Raw genomic sequence first — 18,605 nt, forward strand, 5'->3', positions numbered from 1 at the left:
CCAAATAGATTCATTCTGAATTTTTCGCGGGATAGTTTCCCGATTTGTTGTTGGAATTCGCAAAAGGGCGCGTAATCCCGGAACAAAGAGTTCCGTTTGTACGTCCCAATTGTCCAAATCGGCCCGCCCGGGTCGCAACCGCTCCCCCCGCGGAGCAAACGGAGGTCCTTATGATCAGTCTGCCCAAAGCGTCCCGCCAGACGTTGTTTTTTGCATTCCTTGTCTTGCCGTTGATCCTCTCGATCTGTTCGGCCAACATCGTCTTCGGTCAGGAAGATAAGAAGAAAGACGAGCAGAAGAAACAGGAGAAGCTCTCAAAGGCCGAGCAGGAAGCGCTGAAAAAACAGGAAAAGCGTGAAAAGCGTTATCAGAAGATTCTGACGTATTCGAAGGAAAAATACGACACTGATCCGGATTTCAAGGACGTTGTCGACGACAAGTACCGGACGATCAGGCGCACACACACGCTCACTGCGTACGACGTGAATATGCGTGCCTCGAACGTTAAGCTTGTTAGCAAAGAAAACGAGAAGCTCGTTTTCGACAATACGCTTTACGACAATCCGCTCGCTCAGGATTTCGTCAACCGCGTCGGCCAGTCGCTGATCCCGCCCGATACCAAGCGGCTCTATTCGTTCAAGATCATTCAGAATCCGGTCCCCGAGGCGCGGGCGCTTTCGACCGGTACCGTTTACATATCGACCGGATATCTCGCTCTCATCGACAATGAGGCGCAGCTCGCCTACATCCTCGCCCACGAGATCGCGCACGTCGAAGGCGACGATTGGTTCGAAGATTCCTTGGTTGACGTCGGGACGGTGCCCTACATTGAGAAGAAGGCGTGGGTCACGATCGTCCGTGTCGTCGGGGCGCTCGGCGGCGCGAATCAGCAGATCATCAGCGCGAGTCTTCTGAAGATGTACGGATTCAACGACGCGTTCAGTTGGGAAGATTTTCAGGAAGACGATGCGGATGTCGAGGCGATGAAGAGTATGCTGCGGCGCAACTACGACGTGCGCGAGATTCAAAAATTGTACGAGCGGATGAGGATGATCGCCTCCGATCCCAGATCGCAAACCGGATTCATCGCCGATCCGGATCGCATCAAAGGCCGGCTCGAAATGTTCGGAAGTACCTACCAGCAGTACTCGCGAGCCGGAACTACGTCCGGAGCTTCGATCGACGCGAAGATCACCGATCGAAATCAGAACGCGAGCACGATGCGTGGAATCGCCAGAATTCTCAACGAACAACTCGCACCGGAGATCAAAAAGAAGCTGGAAGACGGAGAAATGCTTGCCTCGTCGGCCGAGTTCCAATCGACGATGGCGCTGGTAAAGCGCGATAACGGCATCCGCGCGCTTCAGTTCGACCTGTTCGAAATGGCGCGCGCGAATCTGAGCGATTCGATCGGTATCCGAAGCAACGATCCGCTTGCTTACTATTATTACGGCAAGGCTCTGAAACAAACGGCGAGAAACTCCTCGGAGATTTCAAAGGCACTTGAGAGCCTTACGAATTCGATCGCGTTGGACAAGCGCCAGACGATCGCCGAACCGTTTCTTTTCCGGGCAATGCTCCGCCTCGCGGATCGCAATCCGATCGAAGCGCCTTTGATCTTCGACGATCTGAAGACATACGTCGCCGTGTATCAGCGAGAAAATGCGGGCGCGCTTCCTTCGAATATGGATTTCATTTACGATTTTATGCAGGATCTCGGAGTGATGGATTATCGCGCGACGCCGACCGCTAACACGACCGAGGCGCCGAAACCGATCGTCGGCACGAGGCCGACGTCGACCAGTTCGGTTGCGGACACGTCTCCAACGCAGAACAACGTGGTCGTCACTTCGACCGTTCCGACGCCGACCCCGACGCCGGTCAAAGGACCAAAAAAGCCTGTTAAGAAGCCGTAATTTATGAAAATCTGTACATTCATCATCGCCGTTTTTGCGGGTTGCCTGTCCGTTCTTCCCGCGTACTCGCAGGAAACGGACAGGTCGCCGTTCAGACTTGAACTGCCCGAGGCGGAAACCGGTCAGATGTCGGACGCGAAGGTCTACATCGCGAACGCGAAGGTCAATGTCGTCAAATTCTGGATCCTGAACCCGGCGGCCGACGGTATCGAGTGGAGTACGATCAAGGTCCGGATCAACAACAATTCCGCGAACCGCGTCTGCGCTCAAAGTTCGAGTTCGCTCGGCAAGATCATGAAGTGCGACCTTAACAAACTCGCCGGTTTCCGCCTTGCGCCACTGGAGAACCGTTTCGAGATCGAGGCGTCCGGGAACGACGGGAAGCGCTATTTCGCATCGTTCCTGGCGGTCACCGACCCGAAACGGGCGGTCAGTTCGAACGGGTCCAAAAACGGCAAGCTCGGGTTTTCCGGTAGAAAGTTCGCCGTGGTCATCGGTGTTTCAAAGTACCAATACAATGATGTCGGACTCGGAAATCTGAATTTTGCGGATAAAGACGCGGCCGAATTGAAGAATTGGCTGATCACTTCGGGCGGATTCGCGGTCGAGGACGTTCTTTATATGGTCAACGCCGACGCGACGCTTAGCGCAGTTCGCGATTCGCTCAACCGGTTTTTGACAAGGGCCACCGAGAACGACCTCGTCCTGTTCTTTTTCGCCGGACACGGTACTCCCGACCCGTTCAATCCGACGGAACTTTACTATCTTGTCCACGACTCCAAGGTCGGCGATCTCAAAAGGACGGGATTTCCGATGACCGAACTGAAGGCGATCGTCGACAGAAAGATCAGTTCGACGCGGGCGATCTTTCTGCTCGACACGTGTCACAGCGGCGGGGTCAGCGGCAAGAAAGTAGTGCCGTTCAAGACCGTCACAAAGGGCAACCGCGGACTCGACGATGGAACCGGGGAACGCATTCTCGAACGACCGGTCGAGATCCGCAACGACGTTAGCCAGGCCGCCGGACGGCTTTTCGCTTCGCGGGGCCGTGCGATCTTAAGTTCGTCGGACGTCAGCGAAACCTCACGCGAAGGATCGCGCTGGGGAGGCGGTCACGGTGTTTTTACGTGGGTTTTGCTACAGGGATTGAAGGGGCTTGCGGATAGCAATTCCGACCGCGTTGTGACGACCGGCGAACTGTTTCAGTTCGTTCGCTCGAGGGTCAATCAGGAAACCGGCGGCAAGCAGAACCCGAGTCTCATTTCGGGAATCGGTGAAGAACTTGAGATCGCCGTGATCAAATAGTTACGTTCGACAAACTTATGAGAAAGAAACCAATACTGACGTACTTGGCGCTGATTTTCATTTCGGCATTGTCCGTATTCGCGCAGGATGGGGAACAGACGCGTTCGATCACGTCCGACGACTTCAATCAGCAACGGCCCGCGGCGAAAAAGGCGGCTCCACGAAAGCGCGTCGAGTACAAACTGACAAAACGTGCAGCTGCCGTTCGGCGGAAATCGTCGGCGGTTCGAAATCCACGAAAAACGGTCGGAAATTCGGTCTTCGCGGATATCGGAGTGACCGTTTGGAAGCTGCGCCCGCGGATCAGAACCGATGCCGGTTTCACGCTTCCGGTTCAAATCGGCGCTCGCGTCGAACAATGGTCGGCGGAACGGGTCGGCGCAGACTCACAGTTTCGCAAAGGCGACCGTGTCCGTCTGGCGATCGAGCCGTCATCTGTCGGTTATCTCTACGTTGTCGACAGCGAGATCTTGAGCGACGGAACCTTTGGCGATCCGTACCTGATATTTCCGGCTGGGACCGAGCCGAACCGCGTTTCGCCGGGAATGCTCGTCGACATTCCCGATCAGAAAGACGAACTCCCGTATTTCAACATCAATCCGCAGGCCGCCAACTACCGCGGCGAGTTGTTGACGGTTATCGTCTCGCCGGAGCCGATCACGTTTCGGACCGACAACAAGGGACGGATAACCAGTATCGACGAATTGAGCGAACTTGAGTTCGACGCGGAAGTTTCGATCTTCAGCCGGACCGACGATACCGACAAACTCTACACCAAGGCCGAAGCCGATTCGTCCTGCGGGGCAAAGTCGCGGATGCTCATTCGCGAAAAAGCGTCCGTCCAGAAACCGTGCGGCGAAACCAGCCGGCAACTGACCCGTGACGAGCCTTCGCCGCAAACGATCTATCGCGTCAAGACCACGACGGGCCGGCCGGCGGTCGCATTCGTCCGGCTCGATGTCGGGAATTGATTCGAGCTGCGAGCTTTGGCTGCGAGCTGCGAGCTTTGAGCTCAAAGCTCAAACTCAAAGCTCACAGCTCAGAGCTCGCAGCTCGAATCAATACTTGAAAAATCCTCCACGATTCTGGCATACTGCTTCCCTCAAAAAACTCACACAGGAGCTCACAAAATGCAGGACTTCAGAAACCTCAATGTGTGGCGGAAAGCCCACGAACTCGTATTGATTATTTATCGGTTGACGGCGCATTTTCCGCCGGAAGAGCGCTTCGGCCTTCGTTCCAATCTTCGGCGGCTGGCCACCGAGATTCCGTCCGTGATCGCGTCAGGCTCTGCCAAGCGGACGGATCCGGAATTCGCACGCTGCCTCGATTCGGCGATCGGTTTTTCGGCCGTGCTCGAATATCACGCTTTGCTCGCGCGCGACCTCGAAATGTTTCGTGAAGCGGATTATAATTATGCCTACGAACAGATCGTCGAACTTCGCAAGATGATCATCTCGCTTGCGAAACGGATCGGCTGAATTGTTCGGGAGCTATGCCGAAACCTACCGATATCGCAATTCCGCTGTTCGCGCTTCTGATCGCCGTCGAGACGCTGCTCAGCGTTCGTTACGAGAAAACCTATGACCGCAAGGACGTTTGGACGAATATCGGGCTCGGCTTCGGGAGCGCGTTTTTCGGCTTTCTGTTCGGCTATATCCAGGCGTTTTTTTACAACGGGATTTACGAGAATTACGCGCCGTATCAAATGCCTATGAACGCGTGGTGGGCGTGGGTGATTCTGCTCTTTGCCGACGATTTTCTTTACTATTGGTTTCACCGGATCAGCCACGAGGTCCGTTTCTTCTGGAACTTCCACGTCGTTCATCATTCGTCGAATCAATATAATCTGAGCGTCGCCGTGCGTCAGAGCTGGTTTTCCGGCATTGCTCACTGGCTCTTTTATCTGCCGCTGGCGCTCGCCGGCTTTCCGCTCTGGTCGTTCATTTTTATGCACGGACTCAACCTCATCTACCAGTTTTGGATCCATACGAAAACGATCTACAAACTGCCGCGATGGGCGGAGTTTGTTTTCAACACGCCGTCGCACCATCGGGTGCACCACGGTGTGAATGAACGGTATCTCGATAAGAATTACGGCGGGATCTTCATCTTCTGGGACCGGATTTTCGGATCGTTCATTGAGGAAGACGAAACAGTTCGCTACGGGATCATCAAACCGATCCACAGTTACAATATGCTTTGGATAAATGTCCACGGTTGGGCCGAGATGCTGGAAGCGATGAGATCAAAGCCGACACTTGGCGCCAAACTGCGCTGCATCTACGGCGCTCCGGCGATGGATTCTTGAGTTTATGAAATGGGTTTGTTTTATCGTTCTCGTCGGACTCTCGCTCGCCCCGACGGTTTTAGGGCAATCCGTCAGGATCACTCCGAAGAAAGTGATTTTCACGCGGCCGAAGCCGATGATGGATTTCAAGAAAGAATTTACCGTGACGTATCCGAAGATCAGCGGCGTTTCCCGGCCGCTCGCGGCGAAGATAGAAAAGACGATCAGCTACGCGAGCGTGATGAAACTCCGCGTGAAGGACGAACTCGCCGACTTTCAGTGGCTCGAAGAAGCAACATTCGACGTCGACTACAACAAGCGCGGAATCCTAAGCGTTTACCTGACGCTGATGGGCACAGGCGCCTATTCGTCCAGTTTCGGAAAGAACGTCGTCGTCGATCTCAAGACCGGAAATCGGGTGACACCCGCCACGGCATTCGTTAACCTGGATCGGCTCGCCGCGATATGCCGCCAAAGGCAAGAGGAAGAAATGAAGGCCTCGCTTGAGGCCATTAAGAGGGAAGAACCGGACTTTGCGGAGAGCGCAAGCGAGTTCTTCAAGATCGCGAATTTCAAGACCGCAAACCTTGATTGGTTCCTGATTGACGATAACGGCGTGACGTTTGTCTACGAATATGGCTTCCCGCGCATAGCGCTAAATCTCCAACCGGATGGCCGGTACGTTTTCTCCTGGTCCGAACTTAAACCGTTCATCAGGCGCGGTGGCTTGCTCGGACGGTTTATTCGTTAATATACTGTGACTTATGAGTGATAGAAGAATTCGAGTACTGGTCGCCAAACCCGGACTGGACGGACATGACCGAGGTGCAAAGATCATCGCACGGGCACTGCGTGATGCCGGAATGGAAGTGATCTACACGGGCTTGCGTCAGACGCCGGAGATGATCGCCTCGGCCGCGCTTCAGGAAGACGTTGACGCGGTCGGGATCTCGATCCTGTCGGGCGCACACAACACGCTTTGTCCGCGCATCGTCGATCTGTTGCGCGAGAACGGGATGGACGACACGCTCGTGCTCGTCGGCGGTATCGTTCCGCAGGAAGACATTCAAGTATTGAAGCAAAAAGGCGTCTCAGAGGTTTTTCTTCCAGGTACTTCGACCGAAGACATCGTCAGGTTCATCAACGAGAACGTAAAAAGTCAGAATTAGACGAAGTTCAAGAATCAAGTTACATAGTTTCGACAACAGCTTTATGAAACAAAAAGTACGCGTCGCCGGCGGACAGGGATTTTGGGGCGATCTCCTGACCGCGCCGGTCGATCAGGTGCGCGGTGGCGAGATCGACTATTTGATGCTCGACTATCTGGCCGAAGTGACGATGAGCATCGTCCAGAAACAGCGTCAGCGCGACCCGAACGCCGGTTATGCGCGCGACTTTGTGACGTTGATGCGCGAGATTTTGCCCGATTGCGTCGAACGCGATATCAAGGTCCTCTCGAACGCCGGCGGCGTAAACGTCCTCGGCTGCGCCGAAGCGATCAAGGCCGTTGCCGCTGAACTCGGACTTGCGGGCAAGGTGAAGATCGGCGTCATCACCGGCGACGATATTCTCGGCCGTTTGGATGAATTTGCAGATCGCGGGATCGAGATCACGAATATGGAGACCGGTGAACCGCTCTCGGCGATCCGCGACCGCGTTCAGAGCGCGAACGTTTACCTCGGCGCTGCGCCGCTCGTCGAAGCTCTCGGTAAAGGAGCGCAGATCATCGTCGGGGGACGCCTCACGGACACCGGACTGACGCTCGCTCCGCTGATGCACGAATTCGGCTGGACGTTCGACGATTGGGACCGCATCGCGGCCGGAACGATCGCCGGCCACATCATCGAATGCGGCGCGCAGTCGTCCGGCGGGAACTGCCAGTATGATTGGAAGAACATCCCCGATCTCGCCAATGTCGGTTTTCCGATAGTTGAAGCGTCACCCGACGGGTCTTTTGTCGTCACGAAGCACGAAGGAACCGGCGGACGAGTCAGTATTCAATCGATAAAAGAGCAGCTTCTTTACGAAATGGGCGACCCGCACAGCTATATCACGCCGGACGTCGTCGCCGATTTTACGACCATCAATCTCGCCGACGACGGCACGGACCGTGTTCGGGTGTTCGGCATCAAAGGGCATCCGAAAACCGATTTCTACAAGGTCTCGATCGCCTATTCGGCGGGTTGGAAGGCAGTCGGAACCCTCGTTTACGCATACCCCGAAGCTTATGAAAAAGCGCAGGCGGCGGACAAGATCCTGCGTGCGAGGCTCGAAAAGCTCGGTTTGAAGTTCGATGTGATTCTGACGGAATTCGTCGGAGTGAGCGCGACGCACGGACATCTCGCGGGCGATCCGCCGGCCAACGTGCCCGAGGTGCAGCTCCGATTCGGGGTTCGCGGGCAAAGCAAGGCCGATGTCGAACGATTCACAAAGGAACTCGCGCCGTTGATTCTCACCGGCCCGCCGGCCGTCACCGGCTTCGCCGGCGGACGTCCGAAGGTCGAAGAGATAATGGCATATTTTCCGGCGCTTATTCCGAAGAGCCTGATCGAGACAAACGTAACTGTTATTGAGGCGTGAGCTGCTTTTCTTGAGGCGGCGGGAATTGGACGATTCAAGTCGCGGGGTTTCTCAGAAATTCGCCGGATTCGCCGGATCGTCACTGTCGGAGATCTTGACCTCGACGTTCGTTTTTCTGAAATTCGAATACGCAAAAGTTGCGGTGACGCGATTTGCGATCGCGAACTGTCCTTTTTTTTGCTTGAGTTCATTAAATCCGGCGAAGATCAGTTTCGGCAGCAGGATTCCAAAGTCGCTCGCCGAATACTCATAGCGCATCGTCAAAAGCGGTATTGACAGTTCGGGCGGGCCGGTGACATCGCGCGTTTCGCGACGGATCTGAAAGGTCTCGAGATCGATCCAGAGAGTTCCGCCGAGCCTCAGGGTCGATGCGTCGATTCCGTACGGCAGCGCGAGTTCGTAGGTCATCAAAGCGTTCGATCCCGTTTTCGGATCAAAGGTGATAAGCGGGTGCTCTGCGATCTGTAAGTATTTGATTGCTACGGTGTTGTGTCCGTCGACGAGCTCAACTTCACCGAGTTGAAAGCTAAATGCGGAACTCACCTCCGGGCTCAGCACGGCAGCCTGATTGAGCGTGATCCCAAAGATCAGCAACGAACGGTCGAAGCGTGTACTCTCGCGTTCGAGTTTTTCGAGTTCCTTGAGCGGTGTCGATGTTTTGGAAAGCTCGACGAGCAGTTTGTCGCTCCGTTTTCGCGCGTCGGGAACCGTTTTCCCGTTGACTTCGGAAACGACCCGCAACTCGGCGGATTCCGAATTCGCCCGGTCGGATTTATAGATCAGCAGTTCCGACTTGACTCGCGAACTCTTCTTTACCTTGCCGCTTGCATTCGCCGATTCGATCGTTTTCAACTCGTCGGCGACGAGGTTTATAAATGTCTCGCGATAGACCTTGATCTGTTCGCGGGTGTTCGCCAGAACCGACTCGAGCGACGGAACCGGTTTCTGACCGCTCGCGCCGACGGCGGTTAGCAAGATCACGACGATAAGGGAAAGGTTTTTCATAAGTTACAGGTCGGAACTCGCGCCGCTTTTCGTCGGAAACGTGAGACGTTATCATTGGAGCATAATTCCGAGACGAATCAAAATAATTGCTATGAAAGAAACGCCGGATGAATGGAAAAGAATCGAATCCCGCGAGATCGCCGACTGCCGCGTTTTCAAGGTTCGTGAGGACCGCTCGGTCTGCGGCGAGAAAAGCGGAACGTTCTTCGTAATCGAAAATCCCGATTGGGTCAACGTCGTTGCCCTCACTCCGGATCAGCAAGTCGTTTTAATAGAACAGTTTCGCCATGGAGTCGAACAGGTGACGTTGGAGATTCCGGGCGGAATGATCGACGGGGTCGAAGACCCCGAGACGGCCGCGCGACGCGAATTGCTTGAGGAGACCGGATTTTCGTCCGACAATTGGATCTATCTCGGAACGTCTTGTCCGAATCCGGCGCTGCAGAGCAATGTCATTCACCACTTCCTCGCGGTTGACGCGGTCAAAACCGAAGACGTAAAATTCGACGAGCACGAGTCGGTAGTGACTAGCCTGGCGCATATTATGGAAATTCCGAATCTGATCCGAAACGGCCGGATTCGTCATTCGCTCGTCGTCGCGGCGTTCCAATACTTTTCTTTTCAATGGTTTAAGTCTCTTTGATGCGAATCTCGATAACGAAACTGATACTCTTTGGCCTGATCGGCGTGTTCTTCGCGCAGATGATCTTTTACTATCCGAATCTGGGCGAAACGGTCGCAACGCATTTTGACGCCGTCGGCCAGCCCAACGGGCTGATGCCGAAGCGTGTGTTTATGACGTTCGAGATCGCGCTTCTTTTGCTGCTGGTCAGCGAAGCGCTCCTGATCCCGCTCATCATCGAAAAGGTCCCGGTCCGGTTTCTGAGCATCCCGAACCGGGAATACTGGCTCGCCGACGAACGTCGAGCCGAAACGTTCTCGTCGATTCGATCTTTTTTTGAAGTGCTTGGCGTTGCGACCGTGACGTTCTTTATCGTCGTCAATCAACTCGTGTTTCGTGCCAATATCAATCGCGAAAACCTGCAGGTTTGGGTCTTTCTGACGATCTTCACCGTGTTTGTCGTGACGATGAGCGTCTGGCTCCTCAAATTCGTCAGAAGATTCAGAATTCCGAAGAGGGTGCAATGAAAATTGAACTTACAAAACTCGCTCACGCCCGGTCCGGCGACAAGGGCGATACGGCAAACGTCGGCGTCATCGCGTTGAGCGACGAGATCTATCCGGTTCTCGTTCGCGAGGTCACGGCCGAGCGCGTCAAGGAGCATTTTGGTCCGATGGTCAAAGGCGCCGTCGAACGGTTCGAACTTCCGAATCTCGGTGCGCTCAATTTCCTCCTGCACGAGAGTCTCGGCGGCGGAGGAACATTGAGCCTGATGACCGACGCGCAGGGCAAAACGTTTTCGACCGCGCTGTTGCGTTTGAACGTCGAACTGACGGACGCGGAAGCCAAGCACCTCGGCGTCGAGTGAGCGGTTTGCTTCCTGTCCTGCAAAAAAAGAGTTAAAATATCCTCGATTCTCAGTCACCAAGGAGGCCTGAAATGAAGTTGTTTCCTTTTCTCTTGCTCTTCGTTCTTCTTACTTCCATTGGCAATGCCCAAAACCTGGGCTACGAACGTGATCGTCACAAGAATATGCTCAAATTGATCACCGAAGACGTCCGGAAGAACTATTACGATCCGACTTTTCGGGGTATCGATCTCGACGCCAAATACAAAGTGACCGCCGAGAAGATCGAGCAGGCCGCGAGCATCGGCCAGATGAGTGCGATAATTGCGCAATTCCTCGTCGACTTCGAGGATTCGCACCTAACGTTCATTCCGCCGGGCAAGGTCAACAAGACCGATTACGGCTTCGACTATCGGATGTACGGCGATCGGTGCTTTGTTTACAAGGTTCGCGAAAAGAGCGATGCCGCGAAACAGGGGCTCTCGGTCGGTGATGAGATCTACGCCTTGGAGGGATACGGTCCGACGCGCGAGAATCTTTGGAAAATGCAGTATTTTTACCGCACGCTGCGTCCGCGGCCCGTGCTTCGGCTTGAGGTCGTCAAGCCCGACGGGAAGCAGTTAAAATACGAGATCAATGCCAAGATCACTCCTGGCCGGCAGATAATGGATCTGACTGGCGGGGATATCAACCAAATCCTTCGTGAACAAGACGACGCATACGAACGCGCCGTGAAGCAATTCTTTTACGATAAGATCCCCGATCTCTTCATTTGGAAGCTCGGTCGTTTTTCGCTCGAACCGGCAAAGGTCGATGACATAATGGACCGCGTCAGGAAGTCGCAGAATCTGATCATTGATCTGCGCGGCAATTCGGGCGGACGCGTCGATATGCTCGCGCGACTGATCGGGAACTTCTTCCCCGAAGATCTTAAGATCGCTGACGAGAAGCGTCGAAAAGAGACGAAGGAGCTGAGATCGCGTTCTCGCGGAAAGGACGCCTTCACAGGCAAGGTCGTCGTCTTGATAGACAGTCAATCGGCATCTGCGTCCGAGATCTTCGCGCGCGTGGTTCAGCTCGAAAAGCGCGGGATCGTAGTCGGGGACCGTTCGGCGGGCGCGGTGATGGAGTCGCGTTACTTCGGACATCAAACCGGGATCGACGTCGTCGCGTTTTACGGGGCGAGCATCACCATCGCGGATCTCATAATGAAAGACGGAAAAAGCCTGGAAAAGACCGGAGTTCTTCCAGACGAAACGGTTCTCCCAACGGGACGGGAACTTGCCGACCGGTACGACCGCACGATGACCAGAGCGGCGGAGATACTCGGGTTCAAGATCAGCCCCGAAGAAGCCGGCCGGCTCTTTAACGTCGAATACGAGATTCAGTAAACGAATAAGATCGTCGGACCGCGGGCCTACGATTTGATCGTCTCGTCTTCGCTCCGAACGGGTTTGCCCCTACAATGAATTGCCATTCTAATCCAACTAAAGATCGGAGCACCTAATGTTTGTCATAGTTTTCCGGACCGCAGCGATTCTCTTACTTTCAATTTCAGTCGTCGCCCAGACGATGCCGTTCAAGAGCTTAATGGGCTTTTCACCCGGTTCTTCTTCGAAACAATCCGAACTCGAGAAAAAATTCGACCAATCGCTGAAACGAGAAAATCTTCGCGAATGGATGAAGTTCCTGAGCGCGCGGCCGCATCACGTCGGCTCGCCAAAGGGGAAAGAGAATGCGGAGTTTATGCTCAAACTGTTTCAGTCTTGGGGGTATGATGCGAAGATCGAACGGTTTGACGTGCTTTTCCCGACACCGAAAACGCGTCTGCTGGAGATGACGCTGCCGGAGAAATTCACCGCGAAACTCGAGGAACCGTTGGTCGCCGGCGACGCGACATCGGGACAAAAGGACGAGCAGCTCCCAAGCTACAACGCGTTCTCGATCGACGGCGACGTTACCGCGCCCCTCGTTTACGTTAACTACGGGATTCCGCGTGATTACGACGAACTCGAGCGTCGCGGGATCGACGTCAGGGGCAAGATCGTCATCGCGCGTTACGGCGGAAGCTGGCGCGGGATCAAGCCGAAGGTTGCGGCCGAGCGCGGTGCCATTGGTTGCCTGATCTACTCCGATCCGCGTGACGACGGCTTTTACCAGGGCGACGTTTACCCGAAAGGCGCCTGGCGCAATGAAAACGGTGCGCAGCGGGGATCGGTTGCCGATATGCCCGTTTTCCCCGGAGACGTGCTGACGCCCGGATTTCCGGCGACGAAGGACGCGAAGCGGCTCGACCGAAAGGACGCGCCGACGATCACGAAGATCCCGGTGATGCCGATTTCTTACGGAGACGCTCTTCCGTTGCTGCGCGCGCTCGAAGGTCCGGTCGTCCCCGATTCGTGGCGCGGCGCGCTCCCCATAACGTATCACTTCGGCGGGGGCGACAATACACGGATACGTCTCAAGCTCGAATTCAACTGGGATGTTAAACCCGCCTACGATGTCGTCGCCAGGCTCCCCGGCGCGGAGTTTCCCGACGAATGGATAATCCGCGGGAATCACCACGACGCGTGGGTCAACGGCGCGAGCGATCCGATCAGCGGCGTCGTCGCGATGCTCGAAGAGGCGCGTGCCATCGGCGAACTCGCGAAATCCGGCTGGAAACCGAAACGGACGATCGTCTTCGCCGCCTGGGACGCCGAGGAGCCCGGACTTCTGGGCTCGACCGAATGGGTCGAAATGCACGCCGAGGAACTCTCGAACAAGGCGGCGGTCTATATCAATACGGATTCGAACGGGCGCGGATTCCTCGGGATGGGCGGATCGCACACGCTCGAAAAGTTCGCCAACGAGGTCGCGCGTTCGGTCCCGGACCCGCAGACGAAACTCAGTGTCTGGGAGCGAACGCGCGCGAATCAGATCGTCAACGCCACGCCAACGGTCAGAAACGAGATCTTGAACCGCTCCGACCTGCGGATCGGAGCCCTCGGTTCCGGTTCGGATTACACGCCGTTCTTGCAGCATCTCGGGATCGCCAGCCTCGATATCGGGTTCGGCGGAGAGAGCGGCGGCGGATCGTATCATTCGATCTACGATTCGTTCGATCATTACGCACGCTTCGGCGATCCGGGCTTCGACTACGGCGTCGCGCTCGCGAAGGTCTGCGGGCGTTCGGTCCTGCGCTTGGCGAACGCCGAGGTCCTGCCGTTCGAGTTTACGAATTTCGGGGACACGGTCGGAACTTATGTCAACGAAGTGGTGCGCCTGAACGATTCGATGCGTGAAGAAACGGCGGCTCTGAACCAACTGCTCGAAAGCGGTATGCTCGTTGCCGTTCAGGATCCGAAAAAGACATTCGTCGCTCCGAAGCCAAACGGTCCCGTGCCGTCATTGGATTTTTCGCCGTTGCAAAAAGCACTCGCGCGATTGCGTGAAAGTGCGAAGAACTTTCAGGAAACTATCAATGGCAGGCAGTTCTCGCCCGCAACTGCGAGGGAACTGAACTCGATACTGATGAAGACCGAGCGAGCGCTGACGAGTCCGAACGGTCTGCCGCGTCGCGAGTGGTTTCGTCATCAGATCTACGCGCCCGGATTTTACACCGGCTACGGCGTGAAGACCCTGCCGGCCGTCCGCGAGTCGATCGAGCAGCGCGATTGGATTGAAGCGGGCCGCCAGATCCAACTTGTTTCGGCGACGATCGAGCGATTTGCGGAACAGGTCGATCGTGCCGCAAAGGTTGCCAAATAGTTATTGCCCGATCAGATAGATTTGACTGATATCGGAAAGAAAGACGCGTTTTCCGGATGTCGCGAGACTCGCGAGATAGCCGTCACGGTCGAGTTCGGTCTCGCCTCCGCCCGATTTTGAGACGAAGAAAAGGCCGTCGCCAAACGTCGTGATCGCGCGCTGAAAAACGATCCGGTCGTCCGCCTGCCAGAAACGCGTGACGTTCTTGGCGAGTTCGACCGGTGCGCCGCCTTTGAGCGGCAGTTTGAAAAGGGACTTTGACGAGGTTCCTTCCAAAAAATAGAAGTTCGAAGAGTCCATCTGCAGTTCTCCGATCATCCGATCGGAGGCTGTTTGATGGACCGTCTCGACCGGTCCGCCGACTTTGGAAACGCGTTGAATACCCGAAGATTCCGACCAGTAGAGATGTGTCGAATCCGAACATAGACCGTTCGCTCCGGCGCGCGGACCGGTCAGCTTCACCGGTTCGCCCCCGGTTTTGTCGACTCGGTAGACCGGCGCCGCGGGCATTCCCTCGCCGACGAACGGCAGCCAGAAGACCGACGTCTGATCGACCACGATGTCCGAAGCCGAAAACGCATTCGTCAAAAGCATTGGTTCGCCGCCTTTCTTGGGGATCTTTCTCAGCCCGCCGGCGGAAAAATAGACGTGGGTTTCATCGATCCCAAGCGCCAGTGAATCCGGGATCAGGTCGCCGCCTTTGAAAAGGAGCTCGGGAGCGCCACCGCCGACGGGCATCTTCATCAAGTTGTTGGTCCCTTCATTTTTGCTCGCGACCGTTCCGCCCGTCACAAAATAGAGATTTTCGGCGTCGGCGATCAGCGCCGACGGATGATCGAGCTTCTCGGTGACCGGTTTTGCCTTTTGCCAGACGGACGGCTTGGATTCGCCGCAACCGAGCGCGGCCAAAAGAACAAGCAAGAAGGGAATCAGCGTTCGAATCGTTTTCATTTTTTGTCGTTTGTTTCTGAATTGTCCGACCCGGTGTTGCGTGCGCCGGTGATGCGCCGACCAAGGAAAGCGGTCTGTCCGTTCGAGCGAGTCGCCTCGAAGTCCGGCCGGAAGATCGCGGGCGCAATTCGCGGCCAAATGCCAGCGGTTGCGAAAAGAACGATCGCCGGCTGCGGCCGAAAGAATGATACGCAAGTTCTGCCCCGGATTCCAAGCCCTACGCAACGGATTGCTCAAAATGACGGGCGAATTTCGTCGATTGCGGCACTCGGCAACTTGGTGTGTGCTCCGGGGACGGTCGCAAATCCGTGTTGATTGGTATTCTGCCAATCTCGACGATCTCGCCAAAGGCGTTTGAGTCCGGTCGCATACTCGAAGCACGGCGAAAACTCTGGTAGATTAGGGTGAATCGAAACGCTGCAAACGGCGGATTCCGATGCGCACAATGCAAGACCGACGAGACGATCGGGAATTCGGTATCGCGCGTGATCCAACTGGTGATGCGCGTCGATGTAAGGGATTGAGGGGAATGAGCAATGACTGAGATGATTACGCGGATCGATGGCACGATTGCCACGATAGTTTTGAATCGGCCCGAAAAGCGGAATGCGCTGAATGATGCTTTGATCGCGGCGTTGACCGCGGCATTTGAGGAACTGAACGCGAACACCGCGCTTTCGGCGATCGTTCTGCGCGGCGAGGGGAATGACTTTTGCTCGGGTGCGGATCTTTCGGCACTGCAGAAGATCGGCGAAAGCGACATTCTCGAAAACCTTGCCGACGCCGAACAGTTGATGCGGCTGATCTCGCTCATCCGGCGGGTGCGGATACCGGTGATCGCGGCCGTCACGGGACGCGCGCTTGCGGGCGGATGCGGACTCGCGACGGCGTGCGACGTCGTGCTCGCATCGCGATCGGCACGTTTCGGTTATCCGGAAGTCCGCATCGGATTCGTGCCGGCGATGGTAATGGCGATCCTGCGGCGCAACATTTCAGAAAAACGTGCCTTCGAAATGATCACGCGAGGCTTCGAATTCTCGGCGGACGAAGCCGAGCGCGTCGGGCTCATCAATCACGTTTTTGATGAAGAAGTTTTCGAAGAAGAGGTCGCCGCGTTTGTTTCGTCTTACGCAAGAACGTCGCGTTCAGCGGTGATGCTGACCAAGAAACTGCTTTACCAGATGGACGGAATGACGTTTGACGCGGCGCTCGAGACCGGTGCCGAGGTCAACGCGATCGCCCGTTTGACCGCTGACTGCAAGACCGGGATCGCAAAGTTCCTTGAGCGGAAACCCTAGAACCGGGAACTTAGAACGGAGAACGGAGAATGGAGAACTGCTAACGGAGAACTGAGAAGTGAGAACTGAGAACTGCGAACTGCGACATGTCTATTTGTGCGCTAATAAGTTCTCAGTTCTCCGTTCCCAGTTCTCCATTCTCCATTCTCCGTTCTCCATTCTCCGTTCTCAGTTCCCAGTTCTCAAGATTTCCGCGGCCTGTTTCCGTTGGGCGAGGATCTCGCGGTCGGTGATCGATCCGGTGATCTTCAGAAACTCCTGAAATGCAGCTCTCGCACTGGCGCTGTCGCCGTTTTCCGTGTAAAGCAATCCGAGCCGGAAAAAGACCGACTTCGAGGTCGGCAACAGCTCCGAGCGGGCCTGGTTGCGCGCGCTCTCAAGTTCGGTCAACGCCGATCTCTTGTCGTTCTTCAGGTACAAGACGACGGCGATCTTCTCGGTCAGCGCTGCCTGATAGATCGGCAGACGCTTTCGCGCCTCACGCAGAACCCGTTCGGCTCGGACGAGATCGTTCTTGCGCTGCAGTGCGACCCCAAGCGCTTCGTATGACTGGTAAAGCGTGTAGGCATTTACCTTGTCGCTCTTCATTTCCGTCAGTGTCTGAAGGTCCCAGACCGCCTCTTCGAACTGCCCGTTCTTGATCAGAGTCTGGGCGCGTCCTAGATACGCGTAAGGCGAAGGCTCGATGTCGAGCGCCGCGTTGAAAGCATTGATCGCCTCCTGATTCCGCCCGTTTTCCGAAAGCGCCACGCCGTACTGGGCCTGACCGCTGGCCGAATTCGGATCGACTGAGACGCTGTGTTCCCACAAAGCGAGGTCGTTAGCCCAGACGCGATTGTACAGAAAAGTCTGAACGCCAAGCGCAACCGAGATCGCGACCACAGCGGCAAGCAGAAATCGCGGATTGACGAGCCGTTCGATCGTCGCAAAAACGACGATCAGAATACCGAAAAGCGGCAAATAGAGGTAACGGTCGTGAACCATCTGATCGGCCGGGAACGCTGTGAAATTGAAAACGGGAAGCAACGGCAGAAGAAAAAGCAACAGGCCGAGCGCCGCCAAGAAAGAACGCCGCGCGAGGTAGAACAGTCCGGCCAACGCTACGAGCGAGGCAATGGCCGGAACGATAAAACCTGAAATTCCGAGATCAGTGACGGGGCGAAGCGGATAGTTGACCGATAGCGTGATCGGAAACACGATCTGCTTGAGATAGAAAATGAAAACCGACGGCACGCTCCGAAGGGCGTCTCCAAACTGAACCGCGTTTTCGACCGGCTGCGTTATCCGCCCGAGCACGGCCCATCGTCCGGCAAAGAATACCAACGCGACGGCAGCGAACAAGAGCGATCCCATCAGCGCCTTCTTCGAAAAGTACGGCCCGCGGAAGTCGCCGGAAAGGTCAGAATCGTCTCGAAGAAAAATGAAGTAATAGACCGGAACGCAGAGCAATGCAATTTCTTTTGCCCCGAGCGCGAGTCCGAAGAACGCTAACGAAAGGCCGATATCGGCGATCCCGCCGCCTTTTCTGCGATTCTCCGCGAACCAGACCGACGCCAGAAAGAACACGGCAAAAAGCAAGTCGGTCGAACCCGAGATCCAGGCCACGGATTCGACGTGAACCGGGTGGACAGCAAAGATCAGTACGATCGCGAACGATGTCAACTGAGACATTTCCCATCGTCTGAGGAGCAAAAACGCCAACAAACAGACGGCTATATGAAGAAGAATGCCGGTCAGGTGCCAGCCGGCGGGATTGAGCCCGAAAATCTGGAAATTCAAAATTTGCCAAGCGGTGAAAGTCGGGCGCCAATAGTTGCTGGCGGTATAGTTGCCGTCGCCCTTGAAGGCCCAAACGTCCGACGTCAGCGCCGTGCCGGCGAGCGAAATGTCCTGAATCAAGGGGTTTCGCGCGACCTGCCGGTCATCGTCGTAGACGAATTCTCCGCCAATGGAGTTGGCGAATACGGAAAAACAGACCAACACGATCAGAAGGATCCATTTGAGCTCGCTTTTGATTGTCATATTCAGGGGTCAGAGAAAT

At 55.6% G+C, this 18,605-nt stretch carries 17 protein-coding genes; 14 read left to right on the plus strand and 3 right to left on the minus strand.

What is annotated here, in order from left to right; translation table 11 throughout:
- The first annotated feature begins 170 nt into the window (after positions 1–170).
- The 8 genes from IPN69_09910 (at position 171) to IPN69_09945 (ending at position 8,091) form a co-directional block, all read left to right on the plus strand.
- Positions 171–1,916, plus strand: coding sequence for a M48 family metalloprotease (locus tag IPN69_09910; protein MBK8811031.1), 1,746 nt, complete (start codon positions 171–173; stop codon positions 1,914–1,916).
- A 3-nt stretch (positions 1,917–1,919) separates the two neighbouring features.
- The gene (locus tag IPN69_09915) at positions 1,920–3,221 is read left to right on the plus strand and encodes a caspase family protein (protein ID MBK8811032.1); all 1,302 of its coding nucleotides are present in this window, start codon (positions 1,920–1,922) and stop codon (positions 3,219–3,221) included.
- A 17-nt stretch (positions 3,222–3,238) separates the two neighbouring features.
- Entirely contained in the window at positions 3,239–4,192 is a 954-nt protein-coding gene (locus tag IPN69_09920; protein ID MBK8811033.1) for a hypothetical protein, read from the plus strand.
- A gap of 159 nt (positions 4,193–4,351) precedes the next feature.
- Entirely contained in the window at positions 4,352–4,702 is a 351-nt protein-coding gene (locus IPN69_09925) for a four helix bundle protein (protein ID MBK8811034.1), read from the plus strand.
- Positions 4,703–4,716: 14 nt separating this feature from the next.
- Positions 4,717–5,532 (plus strand): sterol desaturase family protein, encoded by an 816-nt coding sequence (locus tag IPN69_09930; GenBank protein MBK8811035.1) that lies wholly within the window; start codon positions 4,717–4,719, stop codon positions 5,530–5,532.
- A gap of 4 nt (positions 5,533–5,536) precedes the next feature.
- Positions 5,537–6,262, plus strand: coding sequence for a hypothetical protein (locus tag IPN69_09935; protein MBK8811036.1), 726 nt, complete (start codon positions 5,537–5,539; stop codon positions 6,260–6,262).
- Between the two features lie 13 nt (positions 6,263–6,275).
- On the plus strand, positions 6,276–6,680 hold the full coding sequence (locus tag IPN69_09940; GenBank protein MBK8811037.1) for a cobalamin B12-binding domain-containing protein: 405 nt from the start codon (positions 6,276–6,278) through the stop codon (positions 6,678–6,680).
- Between the two features lie 43 nt (positions 6,681–6,723).
- A complete protein-coding gene (locus IPN69_09945; protein ID MBK8811038.1) occupies positions 6,724–8,091 on the plus strand; it encodes a DUF1446 domain-containing protein in 1,368 nt (455 codons plus the stop codon).
- Positions 8,092–8,142: 51 nt separating this feature from the next.
- Here the strand turns inward: IPN69_09945 and IPN69_09950 are convergent, their stop codons facing one another.
- Positions 8,143–9,096: a hypothetical protein gene (locus IPN69_09950; protein ID MBK8811039.1), complete on the minus strand. Its 954-nt coding sequence runs from the start codon at positions 9,094–9,096 to the stop codon at positions 8,143–8,145.
- A 91-nt stretch (positions 9,097–9,187) separates the two neighbouring features.
- Here IPN69_09950 and IPN69_09955 point away from each other — a divergent pair, with 91 nt between their 5' ends.
- The 5 genes from IPN69_09955 to IPN69_09975 all read left to right on the plus strand — a co-directional run bounded on the left by IPN69_09955 (position 9,188) and on the right by IPN69_09975 (position 14,315).
- Complete coding sequence (locus IPN69_09955; protein ID MBK8811040.1) at positions 9,188–9,739, plus strand: NUDIX hydrolase; 552 nt, start codon at positions 9,188–9,190, stop codon at positions 9,737–9,739.
- Positions 9,739–10,245 (plus strand): DUF1648 domain-containing protein, encoded by a 507-nt coding sequence (locus IPN69_09960; GenBank protein MBK8811041.1) that lies wholly within the window; start codon positions 9,739–9,741, stop codon positions 10,243–10,245. Before IPN69_09955 ends, IPN69_09960 begins: the two co-directional genes overlap by 1 nt.
- Positions 10,242–10,586, plus strand: a complete 345-nt coding sequence (locus IPN69_09965) for a hypothetical protein (GenBank protein MBK8811042.1) — start codon at positions 10,242–10,244, stop codon at positions 10,584–10,586. The genes IPN69_09960 and IPN69_09965 overlap by 4 nt, the downstream gene beginning before the upstream one ends.
- A gap of 164 nt (positions 10,587–10,750) precedes the next feature.
- Positions 10,751–11,956 (plus strand): hypothetical protein, encoded by a 1,206-nt coding sequence (locus IPN69_09970; GenBank protein ID MBK8811043.1) that lies wholly within the window; start codon positions 10,751–10,753, stop codon positions 11,954–11,956.
- 115 nt (positions 11,957–12,071) lie between these two features.
- Entirely contained in the window at positions 12,072–14,315 is a 2,244-nt protein-coding gene (locus tag IPN69_09975; protein MBK8811044.1) for a M28 family metallopeptidase, read from the plus strand.
- Here the strand turns inward: IPN69_09975 and IPN69_09980 are convergent, their stop codons facing one another.
- Complete coding sequence (locus tag IPN69_09980; GenBank protein ID MBK8811045.1) at positions 14,316–15,266, minus strand: hypothetical protein; 951 nt, start codon at positions 15,264–15,266, stop codon at positions 14,316–14,318.
- Positions 15,267–15,802: 536 nt separating this feature from the next.
- Between IPN69_09980 and IPN69_09985 the strand changes: the two genes are divergently transcribed.
- A complete protein-coding gene (locus IPN69_09985; GenBank protein MBK8811046.1) occupies positions 15,803–16,564 on the plus strand; it encodes an enoyl-CoA hydratase/isomerase family protein in 762 nt (253 codons plus the stop codon).
- A 168-nt stretch (positions 16,565–16,732) separates the two neighbouring features.
- On the opposite strand, the gene IPN69_09990 is transcribed toward IPN69_09985, so the two are convergent.
- Positions 16,733–18,586, minus strand: a complete 1,854-nt coding sequence (locus IPN69_09990) for a tetratricopeptide repeat protein (GenBank protein ID MBK8811047.1) — start codon at positions 18,584–18,586, stop codon at positions 16,733–16,735.
- Positions 18,587–18,605: the final 19 nt, after the last annotated feature.

This window comes from Acidobacteriota bacterium, assembly GCA_016715115.1.
Lineage (GTDB): Bacteria > Acidobacteriota > Blastocatellia > Pyrinomonadales > Pyrinomonadaceae > JAFDVJ01.

Excerpts from the sequence above, each read along its gene's own strand:
- IPN69_09910 (MBK8811031.1), top strand. The coding sequence starts at position 171 with ATGATCAGTCTGCCCAAAGCGTCCCGCCAGACGTTGTTTTTTGCATTC.
- IPN69_09915 (MBK8811032.1), top strand. The coding sequence starts at position 1,920 with ATGAAAATCTGTACATTCATCATCGCCGTTTTTGCGGGTTGCCTGTCC.
- IPN69_09920 (MBK8811033.1), top strand. The coding sequence starts at position 3,239 with ATGAGAAAGAAACCAATACTGACGTACTTGGCGCTGATTTTCATTTCG.
- IPN69_09925 (MBK8811034.1), top strand. The coding sequence starts at position 4,352 with ATGCAGGACTTCAGAAACCTCAATGTGTGGCGGAAAGCCCACGAACTC.
- IPN69_09930 (MBK8811035.1), top strand. The coding sequence starts at position 4,717 with ATGCCGAAACCTACCGATATCGCAATTCCGCTGTTCGCGCTTCTGATC.
- IPN69_09935 (MBK8811036.1), top strand. The coding sequence starts at position 5,537 with ATGAAATGGGTTTGTTTTATCGTTCTCGTCGGACTCTCGCTCGCCCCG.
- IPN69_09940 (MBK8811037.1), top strand. The coding sequence starts at position 6,276 with ATGAGTGATAGAAGAATTCGAGTACTGGTCGCCAAACCCGGACTGGAC.
- IPN69_09945 (MBK8811038.1), top strand. The coding sequence starts at position 6,724 with ATGAAACAAAAAGTACGCGTCGCCGGCGGACAGGGATTTTGGGGCGAT.
- IPN69_09950 (MBK8811039.1), bottom strand. The coding sequence starts at position 9,096 with ATGAAAAACCTTTCCCTTATCGTCGTGATCTTGCTAACCGCCGTCGGC.
- IPN69_09955 (MBK8811040.1), top strand. The coding sequence starts at position 9,188 with ATGAAAGAAACGCCGGATGAATGGAAAAGAATCGAATCCCGCGAGATC.
- IPN69_09960 (MBK8811041.1), top strand. The coding sequence starts at position 9,739 with ATGCGAATCTCGATAACGAAACTGATACTCTTTGGCCTGATCGGCGTG.
- IPN69_09965 (MBK8811042.1), top strand. The coding sequence starts at position 10,242 with ATGAAAATTGAACTTACAAAACTCGCTCACGCCCGGTCCGGCGACAAG.
- IPN69_09970 (MBK8811043.1), top strand. The coding sequence starts at position 10,751 with ATGCTCAAATTGATCACCGAAGACGTCCGGAAGAACTATTACGATCCG.
- IPN69_09975 (MBK8811044.1), top strand. The coding sequence starts at position 12,072 with ATGTTTGTCATAGTTTTCCGGACCGCAGCGATTCTCTTACTTTCAATT.
- IPN69_09980 (MBK8811045.1), bottom strand. The coding sequence starts at position 15,266 with ATGAAAACGATTCGAACGCTGATTCCCTTCTTGCTTGTTCTTTTGGCC.
- IPN69_09985 (MBK8811046.1), top strand. The coding sequence starts at position 15,803 with ATGACTGAGATGATTACGCGGATCGATGGCACGATTGCCACGATAGTT.
- IPN69_09990 (MBK8811047.1), bottom strand. The coding sequence starts at position 18,586 with ATGACAATCAAAAGCGAGCTCAAATGGATCCTTCTGATCGTGTTGGTC.